Below are 14,450 nucleotides of genomic sequence, written 5' to 3' on the forward strand. Positions count from 1 at the left end.
GCAGGGGCTCGACAGGGCCGTAGGAGAGGACCGAACCCGTGCCGAGGATTGCCGTCGATCTGAACCGCTGTCAGGGCTACGCGCAGTGCGCGTTCCTCGCTCCCGGGGTCTTCGCCATGCACGGCGACGAGGCGCTGCTCTACGACCCGGAGCCGGACGAGGGGCAGCGGGAGAAGCTGGCGCAGGCCGCCGCGGCGTGCCCGGTGCAGGCCGTGCTCGTCGACGCGGTGGAGCCGGCGGACGCCGTGGACCCGGCGGACGCCGCGGCCGGGGCGGTGTCCGACCGGTGAGCGCGGACGGGTTCCTGGAACGGTTCCGGCGCGAGGGCCGGGTCGTCGTGGTCGGCGCGTCGCTGGCGGGTCTGCGGGCGGCGGAGACCCTGCGCGAGAAGGGGTTCGCGGGCTCCCTGACGCTGATCGGGGACGAACCCCACGAGCCGTACGACCGGCCTCCGCTGTCCAAGACGGTGCTGCTCGGGCGGGCGGCCGCCGAGCGGACCGCGCTGCCCCGGCTGGCGGAGGTCGACGCGACCTGGCGGCTCGGCGTCGCCGCGACCGGGCTGGACATGGCGGGCCGGCGGGTGCGGCTGGCCGACGGCGACGAGGTGCCGTACGACCGGCTGCTGATCGCCACCGGAGTGCGGGCCCGGCCGTGGCCGCGCGAGGCGGAGGCGGAGCTGGACGGTGTGTTCGTGCTGCGGACCCGCGACGACGGCGCGGCGCTCGCACGGCGGCTGGCGGCGGGGCCCAAGCGGGTGCTGGTCATCGGGGCCGGGTTCACCGGGTCGGAGATCGCCGCCGCGTGCCGGGAACGCGGTCTGGCCGTCACGGTCGCCGAGCGCGGCGCCTCGCCCCTGGTCGGTGCGCTCGGCGGGGTGGTCGGCTCGGTCGCCGCCGAGTTGCAGCGACGGCACGGCGTGGATCTGCGCTGCGGGATGATGGTGACGGCGCTGGAGGGCGACGCCTCGGGGCGGGTACGGGCCGCCCGGCTCTCCGACGGCTCGACGGTGGAGACGGACGTGGTGGTCGTCTCGCTCGGCGCCACCCGCAACACCGAGTGGCTGGCCGGGTCGGGGCTCGGGGCGGGACCGCGCGGGATCGCCTGTGACGCGGGCTGCCGTGCCTTCGACATCCGCGGGATCGTCACCGACGACGTGTTCGCGGCGGGTGACGTCGCCCGCTGCCCGCACCCGCTGTTCGGCTACCAGTTCCTGTCGCTGGAGCACTGGGGCAACGCCGTCTCCCAGGCGCGGGTGGCGGCCCACAACATGCTCAGTGAGAGCACCGACCGGATCCCGCACATGGAGGTGCCGGCCTTCTGGTCCTCGCAGTTCGGGGTGAACATCAAGTCGGTCGGGGTGCCCTCGCTGGGGACGGAGATCCTGATCGTCCAGGGGTCGCTGGAGGAACGCCGGTTCGTCGGCGTGTACGGCTACCAGGGGCGGATCATCGGCGCGGTCTCCTTCGACCAGGCCCGCTGGCTGCCGTTCTACCAGCGGCTGATCGAGACGACCGCGCCGTTCCCGCCGGAGTTCGCCACGGTCGACCGGCGCTCGGAGGGACGGCGGCCGCTCGACGCGGACTTCCCCGACCCGTCGGTGCCGACCCACGGACCCACCGTGACCCTCAGCGGCTACTCGCCGGCCGACCGCCGGCTGACGTTCACCCCCGCTCACTGACCCGCCCCGGCCACGAGCCCGTGAGGACCCGCCATGACGCCATCGCCGCTGCACCAGATCCTGGACTACGCCAACCGCGCCGACCCGTACCCGATCTACGAGGAGCTGCGCAGGACGCCGGTGTACCACGAGGGCGACGGGCCGTACGTCGTCAGCACCTACCACGAGATCCTCGGTCTGCTGCACGATCCCCGGGTCAGCTCCGACTCCCGGACCGTGGCGCAGACCGCGCACGATCCGCTGGCCGAGCCGGACCAGCAGGAGAGCGCGCTGCCGCCGAGCTTCCTGCGGCTCGACCCGCCCGAGCACGACCGGCTGCGCCGGATGACGAACCGCCCGTTCGGACCGCCGCACTCCCCGCACCGGATCGACGGGATGCGCGGCGAACTGCGCGACATCGTCACCGGTCTCATCGACGGCATCGGCGATCCCGACCGCTTCGACCTGGTGGACCGGTTCTCGTACCCGTTCCCGGTGACGGTGATCTGCCGGCTGCTGGGGATCCCCCGTGAGGACGAGGCGCGCTTCCACGCCTGGGCGGACGCCATCGCGGCGAGCCTGGACCCCGACCCGGACGCGGATCCCGCCGAGCGCGGCAAGGGCGCGCACGACGCCCGGATGCAGCTGGGGATGTATCTGGCGGGGCTGATCGAGGAGCGCCGCAGGAACCCCGGGGACGACATGCTCTCCGCGCTGGCCACGGCCCAGGGCGAGGACGGCTCGATGACCACGATGGAGTTGCTCAGCACGGCCGCGCTGCTGCTGATCGCGGGCCACGAGACCACCGTCAACCTGGTCACCAACGGCATGCTGACCCTGCTGCGCAACCCCGATGTGCTGCACCGGCTGCGGGCCGATCCCCGGCTGGCCGTGCCCGTCGTCGAGGAGCTGCTGCGCTTCGAGCCGCCGGTGCAGCTGGTGCCGCAGCGGGTCACCCTCGCCGATGTCGAGGTCCGCGGCGTCACCATCCCCAAGGGCTCCGCCCTGTGGCTGGTGCTGGCGTCCGGCAACCGTGACCCGCGGCGCTTCGAGAACCCCGACCGCTTCGACCCCGACCGCCGGGACATCCAGCACCTCGGGCTGGGCAGCGGCATCCACAGCTGTTTCGGCGCGCCCCTGGCCCGGCTGGAGACGCAGTTCGCCCTGGCGGAGCTGGCCCGCCGGCTGGAGAACCCACGACTGCTGGAGGACCCGCCACCGTACCGCCGCAACGCCGTACTGCGCGGACCCCGGCATCTGCGGATCGCGTGCGACGGGATCCGGGCCTAGGGCCGGACAGGTTGGTCGAGTTGGTGCCTCGACACCGTCTGAATCGGGTGACGGCTGACGGCCTCCGGTTGGGGAGTGGAGCTGTCGAGGAACCGCTGCACCGTTTCCCCGGTGGGCGGGCCCGATCGGCGGTGTTGTGGAGGTAGCCCGACCGCGGTGAACAGGGTCGCGCCCCCGTCGAATCGGCCGACCTGCGGGGCCGCGTACTGAAGGGGGGAAGGCGTCGTCGGGCAGGCACACGACGCACTCGCCGCCGCGGCGCATCGGCAGCCCAGCCGTCCCCTGCACCCCGGCTGCTCAGCCCCTGGCCCTGAATGCACGTGTCACCCCGTCAGTTCAGGTGCGGGGGTAGCTGAATGCGCCAACTCCGGTACGCATGGCCGAAATTCAGGGGTATCCCTGGAACCCGCGCGAATCCGTCTTGTCCGGGCCCCGGATATGTACGTTGTGCTTGCTGCTGCCGACCCCCCACCCCTCCTCACTCCCAGGATCGACCATGCACAGTTCAACGAGGGCGTTCAACGGCACGTCATCGGGGCGCAGGACGCGTCTTCTCCGCCTTTGCCGGCGCAATCCGCAGCGCATGCTCGTGGTGCCGCTCGACCATCCCCTCTCGGACGGTCCGTTCGCCGCCGGTGGCGCCAACCTCAACCGTCTGGTCGGTCAGTTGGCGACCAACGGCGCGGACGCGGTGGTGCTACACAAGGGCAGTGTCCGGTTCATCGATCCCGCCTGGTTCACCCAGACCTCGCTCATCGTCCATCTCAGTGCCAGCACCGCACACGCTCCCGACCCCGACGCCAAAACCGTGGTGGGACGTGTCGAGGAGGCTCTGCGGTGGGGTGCCGACGCCGTGAGCGTGCACGTCAACATCGGTTCCCGGGAGGAGGCACGTCAGATCGCCGACATGGCGAAGGTCGCGGAGGACTGTGACCGCTGGAACGTGCCGCTGCTGGCGATGATGTACCCGCGCGGGCCGCACATCGCCGACCCCCGGGACGCGGCCGTGGTCGCCCACGCCGTGGCCGTCGCCGTCGAGCTCGGGGCCGACATCGTCAAGACCTACTGCGTCGACTCGGAAGCCGAGATGCTCCGCCTCACGGCGAGCTGCCCGGTGCCCCTTCTGGTGGCCGGCGGGCCGAGGCTCACGGACGAAGAGGCGTTGCTGCGTTTCGTGGACACGGCATTGAGGCGGGGCGCGGCGGGCGTCGCGATGGGGCGCAACGTCTTCGAGTCGGCGAACCCCGCGGACACCACCAGGAAGCTCGCTCGTCTCGTGCACGGGGACGTGTTCCCCCCTGCTCCGGCCGAGCTGCTCAGACGTGGCACGAGCGCCGTATGACGGCCGTACGTCAGCGTGTCATCAGTGAAGATCAAGGCAAGGAACGGATAGGTATGAGGCTCACGTGGCTGGACATCCGCACCATCACCGCCAAGGAGGCCGCGCTCGAAGAGGCGGTGCACCAGCGGCTGGACGGCGTCGTGTCGGACAAGCTGGAGGACCTCCAGCAGCTGCCCCCCACCGTGAAGAAGATCCTTTTCCCGCAGGGCAAGAAGCTCCCCAAGGATCTCGGCGGCGCCGACCTGGTGATCGTCGATCCGCGGGAGCACGGCAGCCCCGCGGAACTCGCGGCCGCGCACCCGGGGGTGGACTTCGGCCGGTTCGTGGAGATCATCGACGCGGACTCCCTGGAGGAGGCCTGTGAGTCGGCGCGCACCGAACGGTGGAGCCTGCTGCTGTTCCGCGATCCGACCAAGATCCCGCTGGAGATCGTCATCGCCGCCGCCGCACAGGCCACGGGCAGCCTGATCACCATCGCTCAGGACGCCGAAGAGGCGGAGATCATCTTCGGCGTGCTCGAGCACGGGTCCGACGGCGTGATGATGGCGCCGGCCGCCGTGGGCGACGCCACCGCCCTCAAGCAGGCGGCCGTCGTGCACACCCCGGCCCTCGACCTCGTCGAGCTCACCGTCAGGGCGACGGAGCACGTGGGCATGGGTGAGCGGGCCTGCGTCGACACGTGCAGCTACTTCCGGGAGGACGAGGGGATCCTCGTGGGCTCGCACTCCAAGGGAATGATCCTCTGCGTGAGTGAGACGCACCCTCTTCCCTACATGCCGACCCGCCCGTTCCGGGTCAACGCGGGCGCGATCCACTCGTACACCCTCTCCCGTGACGGACGTACCCACTACCTGAGCGAGCTGAAGTCCGGCAGCAAGGTGATGGCGGTCGACGTCAAGGGGCAGACCCGGCTCGTCACGGTCGGCCGGGTCAAGATCGAGAGCCGTCCGCTCATCTCCATCGACGCGGTGTCGGAGGACGGCCGCAGCGTCAACCTGATCCTTCAGGACGACTGGCACGTGCGGGTGCTCGGCCCCGGTGGTGCGGTGCTGAACAGCACCGAACTCAGGCCCGGCGACCGGGTGCTGGGCTACCTGCCCAGCGAGGACCGGCACGTCGGCTACCCGATCAACGAATTCTGCGTGGAGAGGTGACCCCGCGTGGCTGAGCACCACCACGGACCACGCGTGGCGATCGTGGGAGCCGGCATCACGGGCCTGACCCTGGCCGCCGCGCTGGACCGGTCCGGCGTCGCCTGCGAGGTCTTCGAGCGGGCAGCCGGGCTCGGGGAGACCGGTGCCGGCATTCAGCTGGGGCCGAACGCCGTGCGCCTGCTGCACCGGCTGGGGCTGGCCGACGACCTCGCCAAGACGGCGGTGTCGTCGGCCGGGATCGAACTGCGCTCCTGGGAGCGCGGCGAGGTGATCGGCCGCATCCCGCTCGGCGACCGGTGCGAGGAGCGGTTCGGTGCCCCTTACTACCTCCTGCGCAGGTCGGATCTGCACGCCGCGCTCCTGCGGCTCCTGCCTGCGGGCACGGTGCGCCCGGGGAAGGCGTGCGTCGCGGTGGACGAGCACCCGGACGGCGCCGAACTGCGCTTCCTGGACGGCACGGCGGTCGAGGCCGACGTCGTCGTGGGAGCCGACGGCATCCGCTCGGTGGTACGCGGGGGCCTGACACGGGACGAACCCGTCTACTCGGGACAGACCGTGTACAGGGGCCTCGCTCCGGCCGACCGCACGCCCTTCCCGGCCGGTGAGCGGGGATCGCTGATCTGGGCGGGGCCGGGACAACACTTCGTGTGCTATCCCGTCGCGGGCGGCGGGCTCATCAACTTCGTCGCGACCGTCCCCTCGGGACACCGGCCGACGGAATCCTGGTCGGAACCCGGCGAGATCCGGGACCTCCTGGAGGCCTACGCCGGCTGGGACCCCACGGTCCTGGGCATCGTCGAGGCGACGGACACGGTGACCCGCTGGGCTCTGCACGTCAGGGAATCCGATTTCGCCTGGAGCCGCCGGCGCATCACGCTGGCGGGCGACGCCGCCCACCCCATGCTGCCCTTCATGGCTCAGGGAGCCAGCCAGGGCATCGAGGACGCCGTCACGCTCGCGGCCTGTCTGCGGGACACGGAGCGCTCCGGCATCCCGGCCGCGTTGCAGCGGTACGAAGCGGCACGCCGGCCGAGAACCGTCCTCGTCCAGCAGCGGTCCAACGACATGGTCCGCGTCCTCCATGATCCGGGCGCACCCCGGCCGGCGTCGGAGGACGGCGACCTGCTGGACACCGTCTCGTGGCTCTTCGGCCACGACGCCGAGCAGGTGCCCACGACCTGACCGGACGCCCCAGGGCCCGACCACGCCGCACGCCCCCGGTTCGCCTGCTGTGGCCACCGGGGGCCGAGCGCGGCCGCGACGGGCCCTGGGACGTGCTCTCCCCCTCCGACCGTTGACAGGACCCTCACCCCTCATGGAACCCGAACTCGTCGACGCCTATCTGCGGCGCATCGGCGCCCGCAGGCCCGAGAAGGCCGACGCGGCAGCACTGAGACACCTTCAGGAGCGTCACGTACTGTCCATTCCGTTCGAAAACCTCTCGTTCCATCTGAACGAGTCCGTGCCCATCTGCGTCGAGGCGGTCCACAGGATCGTCAGCGAACAGCGGGGAGGATGCTGCGAGCTGAATTCGGCTTTCGCCCTCCTGCTCCAGGAGTTCGGCTTCCGGGTCGCCTTTCTGGGTGGACGCATTTACCGAGGGAACCAACCGAGCAGCCAGACCGGCCACTTCGTCCTCAGGGTGGAGACCGATGAACCGTCAGGAGCCGGCCCCTGGCTGGTCGACGTCGCGCAGGGCAGCCACAGCCGGTGGCCCCTGCGCCTGGACCTGCGCACACCGCAGGAAGATCCGCACGGAACCTACCTGTTCTCCGACGCACCCGAAGGTGACATCGATCTCGCGCTCGACGGCGTGCCGCTCTACCGGCTGGAGACCAGACCCCGCGACATCGCGTTCTTCTTTCCCGTGCTCTGGTGGTACCGAACCGCTCCCGATTCCCCCTTCGCGAACAAAATACTGTGCGTCCGTCCCCTGGAGGACGGAAAGGTCGCGCTGACCACGACGGGACGCGTATTCATCCGGGAAAGGAAAGGCCAGGAGACCATCAGGCAGAGGATCACCAGCGAGGAAGAACTGCGAGAAGTGCTGCGGACCTGGTTCGGCATCCGAGTGGACCGGCTGCCGGAACTTGCCGGACTGCGCTCCCCGCAATTCCTCTGAAAACAGCGCCCACGTCATCCCTCACCGGCGGCGGTACGCCCTCAGGGTTTCCGGGTGGCCACGGCGTCGCGGAGGAGGCCGGCGAAGGTCAGTGCGGCCGGGGTGAGCGAGTGGCCCGCCATGCGCACCAGGAGGATGCGGCGGACGGGGGCCGGCGACTGGAGGGGCAAGACGCTGACGCCGGGGCGGATGCCCTCCAGGGCCAGGGTGGGGGCGAGGGCGACGCCGATACCGGCCGCGACCATGGCCTGGGCCTCCTGGTAGTCGTGGGCCTCGTAGGCGATGTGGGGCTCGAAGCCGACCGCACGGCAGCCGCGCACGAGCGCCTCGGCCACCGGGTGGTGGTCCGCCCGGGTGATCCAGGGGTCACGTGCGAAGTCGGCGAGTGAGGCGGTGTCACGGCCGGCGAGCGGGTGGTGGTCGCCGACGAGGAGAGCCGGCGGGTCGTCGAGGAGGGGGGTGACGACGATGTCCTCCCGGTCGATCCGGCTCCAGTCGTAGTCCCACATCAGCGACATCTCGATCTCCCGGTTCTCCAGCATCGTCCAGAGTCCGGAGATGCGGGCGCTGCGCACGGTCAGCCGTACGCCGGGGTGGGCGTCGCGGAAGGCGATCACCGCGTGCGGGAGGAGCGAGGCACCGACGGTGGGGAAGGTGCCGATGCGCAGGGTGCCCGCGCGCAGCCCGGCGTGGTCGGCGAGTTCGTTCTCCGCGGCCCGTAGTTCACGTTCGATCCGTTGGCCTCGTTCGGCCAGGGCCGCTCCGGCGTCGGTGAGGGTGACACCCCGGGCGTGACGTTCCAGCAGGGGTTGTCCGGCCTCCGCTTCCAGGCGGCTGATCTGCTGCGATACCGCTGACGGTGTGTAGTTGAGGGCGCGGGCGGTCGCTGTCACCGAGCCGCGCCGCGCGACCTCCGTGAACAGCAGGATGCGCCGGACGTCGAGCATGCCGCTGCCTCCAGCGTTCACTTGCACTTAATGGCCATACACATTTCCGAGATTGTACTTCACGCTGCCGTAACCCACCGTGGAGGGCACCACGCACGGCGAGACCGCGGGTGGATTCCCCTTCCCCGTCTGTGAGGAGTCGGTTGTGCTGCGTCTGCAGGGCGAGATGATCCGCGGAGGAACCAGCAAGTGCTGGATCTTCGACCACCGCGACGTGGCCGCCACGGGCGTGGACGTCGACGCCCTCCTGCTCGCCGCCTTCAACGCCGCCGACCCCCGTCAGATCGACGGTGTCGGCGGCGCTTCCTCCACCACCTCCAAGGCCGCCGTCGTACAGGCGTCGACCCAGGCCGGTGTGGATGTCGAGTACGCCTTCGCGCAGGTGGGGATCGGCGACGAGCGAGTGGAGTGGGCGAGCAACTGCGGCAACTGCGCCACCGCCGTGGCCCTGTACGCCGTCCACCACGATCTCGTGCCGATCGGGTCGGACACCACCACCGTCCGGATGCTCAACGTCAACACCGGGGCCCGTCTCACCGGCACGATCCCCACCCCCGCGGGTGTGGCCCCGGAGGAGGGCACGGCCCTGGTCCCGGGTACCTCGGCACGGGGCGTTCCCGTCCTGCTCGGGTTCCAGGACCCGGCGGGCTCGACGACCGGCCGCGCCCTGCCGACCGGCCGGACACTGGACGAGCTGACCGGCCCGGACGGTGTCGTGGAGGCGTCCCTGGTGGACGCCGGCGCTCCGGCCGCCCTGTTCGAGGCCAAGGCCTTCGGCCTCGACGGCACGGAGTCCCTCACCGCGTTCGCCGCCGCGGTGCCCGCGCTGACGCTGCTGCGCCGCCAGGCAGCGCTGGCCATGGGCCTGGCCCGCGAGGGCGACCGGGTCAGCCACGCGGTGCCGAAGGTGGGCATCGTCGCCCGGCCGGCCTCCTACCGCACCACACAGGGCACACTCGTCAACCAGGACGAGTACGACCTGGCCGTGCGCATGGTCTCCATGCACGCCCCGCACCCGGCGATCGGCCTGACCTCCGCCGTGGCCCTGACCGCAGCCGCCGCCACCCCTGGCACCCTCGCCCACCGCGTCGCCCGGCAGACCGCCGACGGCACGCTGCGCCTGGGCACTCCCGCCGGCGTGATCACCACGCAAGGCGTCCCCGCACCGGACGGCGCGTCCCCCACGGTGCTCCTGCACCGCGCCGCCCGGCGTATCGCCCGAGCCGAACTCCTCGTTCCCGTCCTGGAAGGACGCCCCGCATGAGCCGCAACGACGCCGCCCCGGGTACCGTCACCGCACCACCGGGCCGCAGCCGCCGGATGCTGTCCCACCTCTACGTACAGTGCCTGATCGCCGTCCTCCTCGGCGCCGTCGTGGGCACGCTGTGGCCGCACGTCGGCGCCGAACTCAAGCCGCTCGGCGACGGCTTCATCGCGCTGGTGAAGATGCTCATCGCGCCGATCATCTTCTGCACGGTCGTCCACGGCATCGCCTCCATGGGCGACGCCCGCGCGGTCGGCCGGGTCAGCCTGAAAGCCCTGGTCTACTTCGAGGTGCTGACCACCTTGGCCATGGTGATCGGCCTGGTCGTCGTCAACGTCGTCAAGCCGGGCAGCGGTTTGCACGTCGATGTCGCGAGCCTGTCCACCAAGGGCCTGCCGCCGGCGGCTACCACGGCCCACGAGGGCTTCGCCGAGTTCGTCCTCGCCATGATTCCGGCCACCCTGATAAGCGCCCTGACCGGCAACGAGATCCTGCCGGTGCTGCTGGTGTCGGTGCTGTTCGGCTTCGGCCTGCACGCCACCGGAGAGGCCGGCCTGGGCATCGCCCGGGGCATCGAGAAGTTCTCGGCGGTCCTGTTCACACTCATCCGCTGGATCATGCGACTGGCGCCGATCGGCGCGTTCGGCTCGATGGCCTTCACCATCGGCAACTACGGGCTGGGCACCCTGCGCCACCTGTTCCTGCTGGTCGGTTCGTTCTGGCTGACCGCCCTCTTCTTCGTCCTGGTCGTCCTCGGCACCGTGATGCGCCTGAACGGACTGCGGCTGCTGCCCTTCCTGCGCTACATCAAGGAAGAACTGCTGATCGTCCTGGGCACCTCCTCCACCGAGCCCGTCCTGCCACGCATGATGGCCAAGCTGCAGCACGCCGGCGCCTCCAAGCCCGTCGTCGGCATCACGCTCCCCGCCGGGTACTCCTTCAACCTCGACGGCACCGCCATCTACCTGACCATGGGCTCGGTCTTCCTCGCCCAGGCCCTCGGCATCGACCTCACTCTCACCCAGCAGTTGTCCATGCTCGCCGTCATGCTGCTCACCTCCAAGGGCGCGGCCGGTGTCACCGGCTCCGGGTTCATCGCCCTGGCGGCCACCCTCAGCGCGATCCCGCACGTCCCCGTCGCGGCCCTCGCGCTGATCTTCGGCATCGACCGGTTCATGTCCGAGGCCCGTGCCCTGACGAGCCTGGTCGGCAACGGCGTCGCCACCCTGGCCGTCGCCCGGTGGGAGGGCGAGCTCGACGAGGACCGCGCCAAGGCGGTCCTGCGCGGAGAAATCCCCTACACCCCCGCCCCCGCTGCCTCCGCGGTGACGCCCGGGCCCGGTCCGCAGCACACGCCGGTGCCCGGGGCCGTGCCCGAACCACCCCGCGCATCGGTCCCCGCCGCAGGCTGACACCGCGTGGGCGGGCCGGCCCGGAGCAGACGCTCCCGGGCCGGCCCGCCCACGTCCCGGTCTTCGGTGAAGGAAGGTGGGTCGGTGCTGTGGGCGAAACCGATCGTGTTCCCCGTCCAGTTGGTCGTGTAGGTGAGGTAGTAGAAGCCGTCGGTGTGCTGGAAGACGCTGGGGTCCCGGATCAGCCCGGACGGCGGGGTGTAGGCGGGACCTTTCCGCAGAGTGAAGGCGGTGGCGTCCGGCGAGTCGTACACGTACAGATTCGACTCACTGCTGTTGGTGAACGCGGTCATCGTGTACCGGGCGACCTGCCCGGGTGGTGGGGCGGCGGCGGAGGCGGTGCCCTGAAGGGACGGGACGCCCAGCAGGACCAGCGAAAGCGGGCCCAGCAGGGCGAGCAGGGCTCTTCGGGTCTTGGTCACGTCTTCCTCCAGGTGCCTGGCCGACCCGGGACGCTATTGTTCGAAATAGCGAACCGCGTACGGCACTTCGAGCAGAAGATAAGTTTGAGCCGTGATCGCGTCCATGTTTCCGACGAGTTTCGGTTCCGGCGCATTCCGCTTCGCCCCGGGCCAGGGAAAAGACCGCAGGTGTCACTATTGACTTCCGTACGGAGTGCCCTTTACGTTCGGCGCCGACCCTGTTCCCGGCAATCCAACCGGCGTTCGGAATACCGGCATTCGCGGTGCGAGAGCAGTCCCGTCCACGGAAAGAAAGGAACCGCTGGGCCGGCGGCAAACAAAAGGGCCGAGCGGCGCCCGGCGAGATGACGGAAAAGACCCCGCAGCCGGGCCACGTCCCGCCGCCCGTGCGCTCGTTGACGGCCCGCCGCGGTGTCAGCAAGCCCCCGGACCCCACCTGGGCGTGATAACCCGCATGCCCGAAGGGGGAGGAACCTGCGATCATGCCGGGATGTTCCGGTCGCTCGAACACCTGGTCATCCGTCACACGTACCGGCTGCCCGTCCCCGTCGGCCCCGCCGGTGAAGGGAGCGGTGCCGCACGGCAGTTGGACGCCGCCCTGATGTCGGTGGGCTTCAAGCTCTCGGCGCAGCTGCTCGGGCACCTGTCGGGGCTGGCCGAGCAGACGGTCACCGAGACCGCCGGTCGGGTCCTGCGGACCATGCGGGAACTCGTCGGCGACCACGTCCGGCACAACGTCTACTTCATCGACTTCCCGGCCAACGTGCCGGACACGTACGACTTCTGGACCCGCTGCATCAACGAGGCGCTCGCCGACGACGCGTCCCGCGCGGGCACGCTCGCCCAGTTGAGCGCGGGCGTGGTCGATCTGCTCACCCTGCCGTCCTACGGCATGTATCAGCACTCCTACGAGGAGATGCTCGCCGCGCACGACGAACTGGTCGCCGCCGCGGGAGACCGTCTGACGGTCCTGCACCTGGGCGGCTCTCCGGAGGACGAGGTCAGCGCGCTGTATCTGGCCCTCGCCGGCAGCGTGACCCCGCTGGGCGAGGACGGCCTGCGCGATCTGGGGGTGCTGGCGCGCCACTGCGTCGACGGCCCCCAGCCCGAGACGATCCCCGTGCGGGAGAACCGCGCCGTCGTCAACCTGGCCCGGCTGCGCGCCGGAGCCGACCTGCTGCTGGACACGGTCACCGATGTGCTGCGGCTGGCCTGTGCGTTGTCGGGGGGCGACGCCACCCTGGTGGAGCCGACCCGGTTCCGGTCGCCGAGCCGGCGGGTGCGGCGGGTCCTGCTCGCCGGTCTCGACGCGGTCGTGGCCGCGGCCCCCGCCAAGCTGGCCGACGTCACCGCGCACCGCGAGGCGTTCAAGCGACTCGGTGAGCGGCTGCATCCGCACGAGTACCCGCACTGGCCGCACGCCGCCGAGGTGTTCGCGGTGGCGCGGGGCGAGCGGGCGGCCCCTTCGTTCGACCGCCGCGTGGAGGAACTGCTGGACGCGGACGACGTCGGCGCGGCGGCCCGGTTGCTGACGGCCGCCCCGGGCCGTCTGTTCCGCTCGCTGGACCGTCTGCTGCGCCTGTGCCGGACCGAGGACGAGCGCGACGCCGTGATGGCCGCCGCCGGGCAGGTCGCCCCGAAGGTCTCCGGGCGGGTGCTGCTGTCGGTCCGTGAGCACTTCCTCAACCGGGCCGAGGAGCCCGCCGCGTGCCGGGTGTTCGTCAACCGCTCGGGCCGCGGCCGGGTCACCGCCGACACCCGCCCGCCGGTGGGGGCGGCGCAGCGCGAGCGGCTGATCGAGGTGCTGGACGCGGAGACGCGGCGCCGTCTTCCCGAGCCGGGGCACCTGCTGGTCGACCCCGACGTTCTCGACGTGGCGCTGCCGCTCAGCGGCAGGGCGACGGCGGCGGGGCTGGGCGTGCTGCCGCGCGGCTCGCTGTCCCGGGTCGACGGGGAGCTGCTGCGGTTCTTCGTGTACTGGAAGCAGTCGCGGCGCACCACCGACTTCGACCTGTCCGCGCTGCTCCTGGACGCCTCGTACGAGACCCTCGGCTGGCTGTCGTACACCGAGCTCAAGCAGGTCGAGGGCGAGCACTCGGGAGACATCACCGAAGCGCCGGACGGCGCCTCGGAGTTCATCGATCTGCGGCTGGGGGCGGCGCGCGGGGACTTCGTCGTGCCGCAGGTCAACATCTTCTCGGGCGAGGGCTTCGAGGAGGTCGAGGAGTCCTTCTTCGGCTTCATGCTGCGCGAGGCCGAGCAGCGGGGGCGTCCCTTCGAGGCGCGGACCGTGCGGATGAAGTCGGAGCTGCGGGGTCCCGGCCGGGTCGCGCTGCCGCTGGTGTTCCTGCGCGGCCCCGACGGCGGCTGGCGGGCGAAGTGGCTGCACCTGTATCTGCGGGGCAGGGTGGCCCACAACCGGGTCGAGGGGAACCGGCTCTCGGTCGCGACGCTGGTGCGGGCGGTCGTCGAGCGGGACCAGCTCACGGTCCGGCATCTCGTCGGCCTCATGGGTGCCGGGACCACGACGGTGTGGGACGGCGGTACGGTCCCGGACGGACCGGTCCTGTACATCGGGCTGGAGCGGCCCGAGGGGCTGCACCCGGACTCGGTGGTCGTCACCCGGGAAAACCTGCGCGACCTGATCCCGGGCTGACTGCTACCGTTGCCTTCGGGCGAGGCCATGAACGGGCTTCCTTCTCCTCACTCTCCCTGATTCAGTCCGTTCGCTTTCCTCCCCGTCGACCTCACGCCGGGGTGCCGCAGCGCACCCCGGCGTCGTCATGCCGTCATGCAGTGGGTCGTCAGGGGTGCGCGTGGTGCGCGGCGGCGAGCGCCTC

12 protein-coding genes are annotated in these 14,450 nt (G+C 71.1%); 10 read left to right on the forward strand and 2 right to left on the reverse strand.

What is annotated here, in order from left to right; all coding sequences use genetic code 11:
* The first annotated feature begins 38 nt into the window (after window positions 1-38).
* The 7 genes from AQJ58_RS23885 to AQJ58_RS23915 all read left to right on the forward strand — a co-directional run bounded on the left by AQJ58_RS23885 (window position 39) and on the right by AQJ58_RS23915 (window position 7,565).
* On the forward strand, window positions 39-290 hold the full coding sequence (locus AQJ58_RS23885; RefSeq protein WP_067253208.1) for a ferredoxin: 252 nt from the start codon (window positions 39-41) through the stop codon (window positions 288-290).
* Window positions 287-1,678, forward strand: a complete 1,392-nt coding sequence (locus AQJ58_RS23890; RefSeq protein ID WP_067253211.1) for an NAD(P)/FAD-dependent oxidoreductase — start codon at window positions 287-289, stop codon at window positions 1,676-1,678. Before AQJ58_RS23885 ends, AQJ58_RS23890 begins: the two co-directional genes overlap by 4 nt.
* A 33-nt stretch (window positions 1,679-1,711) precedes the next feature.
* Window positions 1,712-2,947, forward strand: coding sequence for a cytochrome P450 (locus AQJ58_RS23895; protein ID WP_067253213.1), 1,236 nt, complete (start codon window positions 1,712-1,714; stop codon window positions 2,945-2,947).
* A gap of 496 nt (window positions 2,948-3,443) precedes the next feature.
* Window positions 3,444-4,289: a 2-amino-3,7-dideoxy-D-threo-hept-6-ulosonate synthase gene (locus AQJ58_RS23900; protein ID WP_067253215.1), complete on the forward strand. Its 846-nt coding sequence runs from the start codon at window positions 3,444-3,446 to the stop codon at window positions 4,287-4,289.
* 53 nt (window positions 4,290-4,342) lie between these two features.
* Entirely contained in the window at window positions 4,343-5,443 is a 1,101-nt protein-coding gene (locus tag AQJ58_RS23905; RefSeq protein WP_067253218.1) for a 3-dehydroquinate synthase II, read from the forward strand.
* Window positions 5,444-5,449: 6 nt separating this feature from the next.
* The gene (locus AQJ58_RS23910; RefSeq protein WP_067253220.1) at window positions 5,450-6,625 is read left to right on the forward strand and encodes an FAD-dependent monooxygenase; all 1,176 of its coding nucleotides are present in this window, start codon (window positions 5,450-5,452) and stop codon (window positions 6,623-6,625) included.
* 133 nt (window positions 6,626-6,758) lie between these two features.
* The gene (locus AQJ58_RS23915; protein WP_067253222.1) at window positions 6,759-7,565 is read left to right on the forward strand and encodes an arylamine N-acetyltransferase family protein; all 807 of its coding nucleotides are present in this window, start codon (window positions 6,759-6,761) and stop codon (window positions 7,563-7,565) included.
* Window positions 7,566-7,606: 41 nt separating this feature from the next.
* Here the strand turns inward: AQJ58_RS23915 and AQJ58_RS23920 are convergent, their stop codons facing one another.
* Window positions 7,607-8,512 (reverse strand): LysR family transcriptional regulator, encoded by a 906-nt coding sequence (locus tag AQJ58_RS23920; RefSeq protein WP_067253224.1) that lies wholly within the window; start codon window positions 8,510-8,512, stop codon window positions 7,607-7,609.
* 145 nt (window positions 8,513-8,657) lie between these two features.
* Here AQJ58_RS23920 and AQJ58_RS23925 point away from each other — a divergent pair, with 145 nt between their 5' ends.
* Window positions 8,658-9,776: a PrpF domain-containing protein gene (locus tag AQJ58_RS23925; protein WP_067253226.1), complete on the forward strand. Its 1,119-nt coding sequence runs from the start codon at window positions 8,658-8,660 to the stop codon at window positions 9,774-9,776.
* Window positions 9,773-11,188, forward strand: coding sequence for a C4-dicarboxylate transporter DctA (gene dctA, locus AQJ58_RS23930; protein WP_067253228.1), 1,416 nt, complete (start codon window positions 9,773-9,775; stop codon window positions 11,186-11,188). The genes AQJ58_RS23925 and dctA overlap by 4 nt, the downstream gene beginning before the upstream one ends.
* Here the strand turns inward: dctA and AQJ58_RS44690 are convergent.
* Window positions 11,074-11,610, reverse strand: coding sequence for a hypothetical protein (locus AQJ58_RS44690; RefSeq protein ID WP_234360259.1), 537 nt, complete (start codon window positions 11,608-11,610; stop codon window positions 11,074-11,076). The genes dctA and AQJ58_RS44690 overlap by 115 nt on opposite strands.
* A 490-nt stretch (window positions 11,611-12,100) precedes the next feature.
* Between AQJ58_RS44690 and AQJ58_RS23935 the strand changes: the two genes are divergently transcribed.
* Window positions 12,101-14,266 (forward strand): TerD family protein, encoded by a 2,166-nt coding sequence (locus AQJ58_RS23935; RefSeq protein ID WP_067253230.1) that lies wholly within the window; start codon window positions 12,101-12,103, stop codon window positions 14,264-14,266.
* The last annotated feature ends 184 nt before the right edge of the window (window positions 14,267-14,450 follow it).

It is taken from the genome of Streptomyces sp. DSM 15324, assembly GCF_001514285.1.
Taxonomy (GTDB): Bacteria; Actinomycetota; Actinomycetes; order Streptomycetales; family Streptomycetaceae; genus Streptomyces.

Excerpts from the sequence above, each read along its gene's own strand:
- AQJ58_RS23895 (WP_067253213.1), top strand. The coding sequence starts at position 1,712 with ATGACGCCATCGCCGCTGCACCAGATCCTGGACTACGCCAACCGCGCC.
- AQJ58_RS23900 (WP_067253215.1), top strand. The coding sequence starts at position 3,444 with ATGCACAGTTCAACGAGGGCGTTCAACGGCACGTCATCGGGGCGCAGG.
- AQJ58_RS23905 (WP_067253218.1), top strand. The coding sequence starts at position 4,343 with ATGAGGCTCACGTGGCTGGACATCCGCACCATCACCGCCAAGGAGGCC.
- AQJ58_RS23915 (WP_067253222.1), top strand. The coding sequence starts at position 6,759 with ATGGAACCCGAACTCGTCGACGCCTATCTGCGGCGCATCGGCGCCCGC.
- AQJ58_RS23920 (WP_067253224.1), bottom strand. The coding sequence starts at position 8,512 with ATGCTCGACGTCCGGCGCATCCTGCTGTTCACGGAGGTCGCGCGGCGC.
- dctA (WP_067253228.1), top strand. The coding sequence starts at position 9,773 with ATGAGCCGCAACGACGCCGCCCCGGGTACCGTCACCGCACCACCGGGC.
- AQJ58_RS23935 (WP_067253230.1), top strand. The coding sequence starts at position 12,101 with ATGTTCCGGTCGCTCGAACACCTGGTCATCCGTCACACGTACCGGCTG.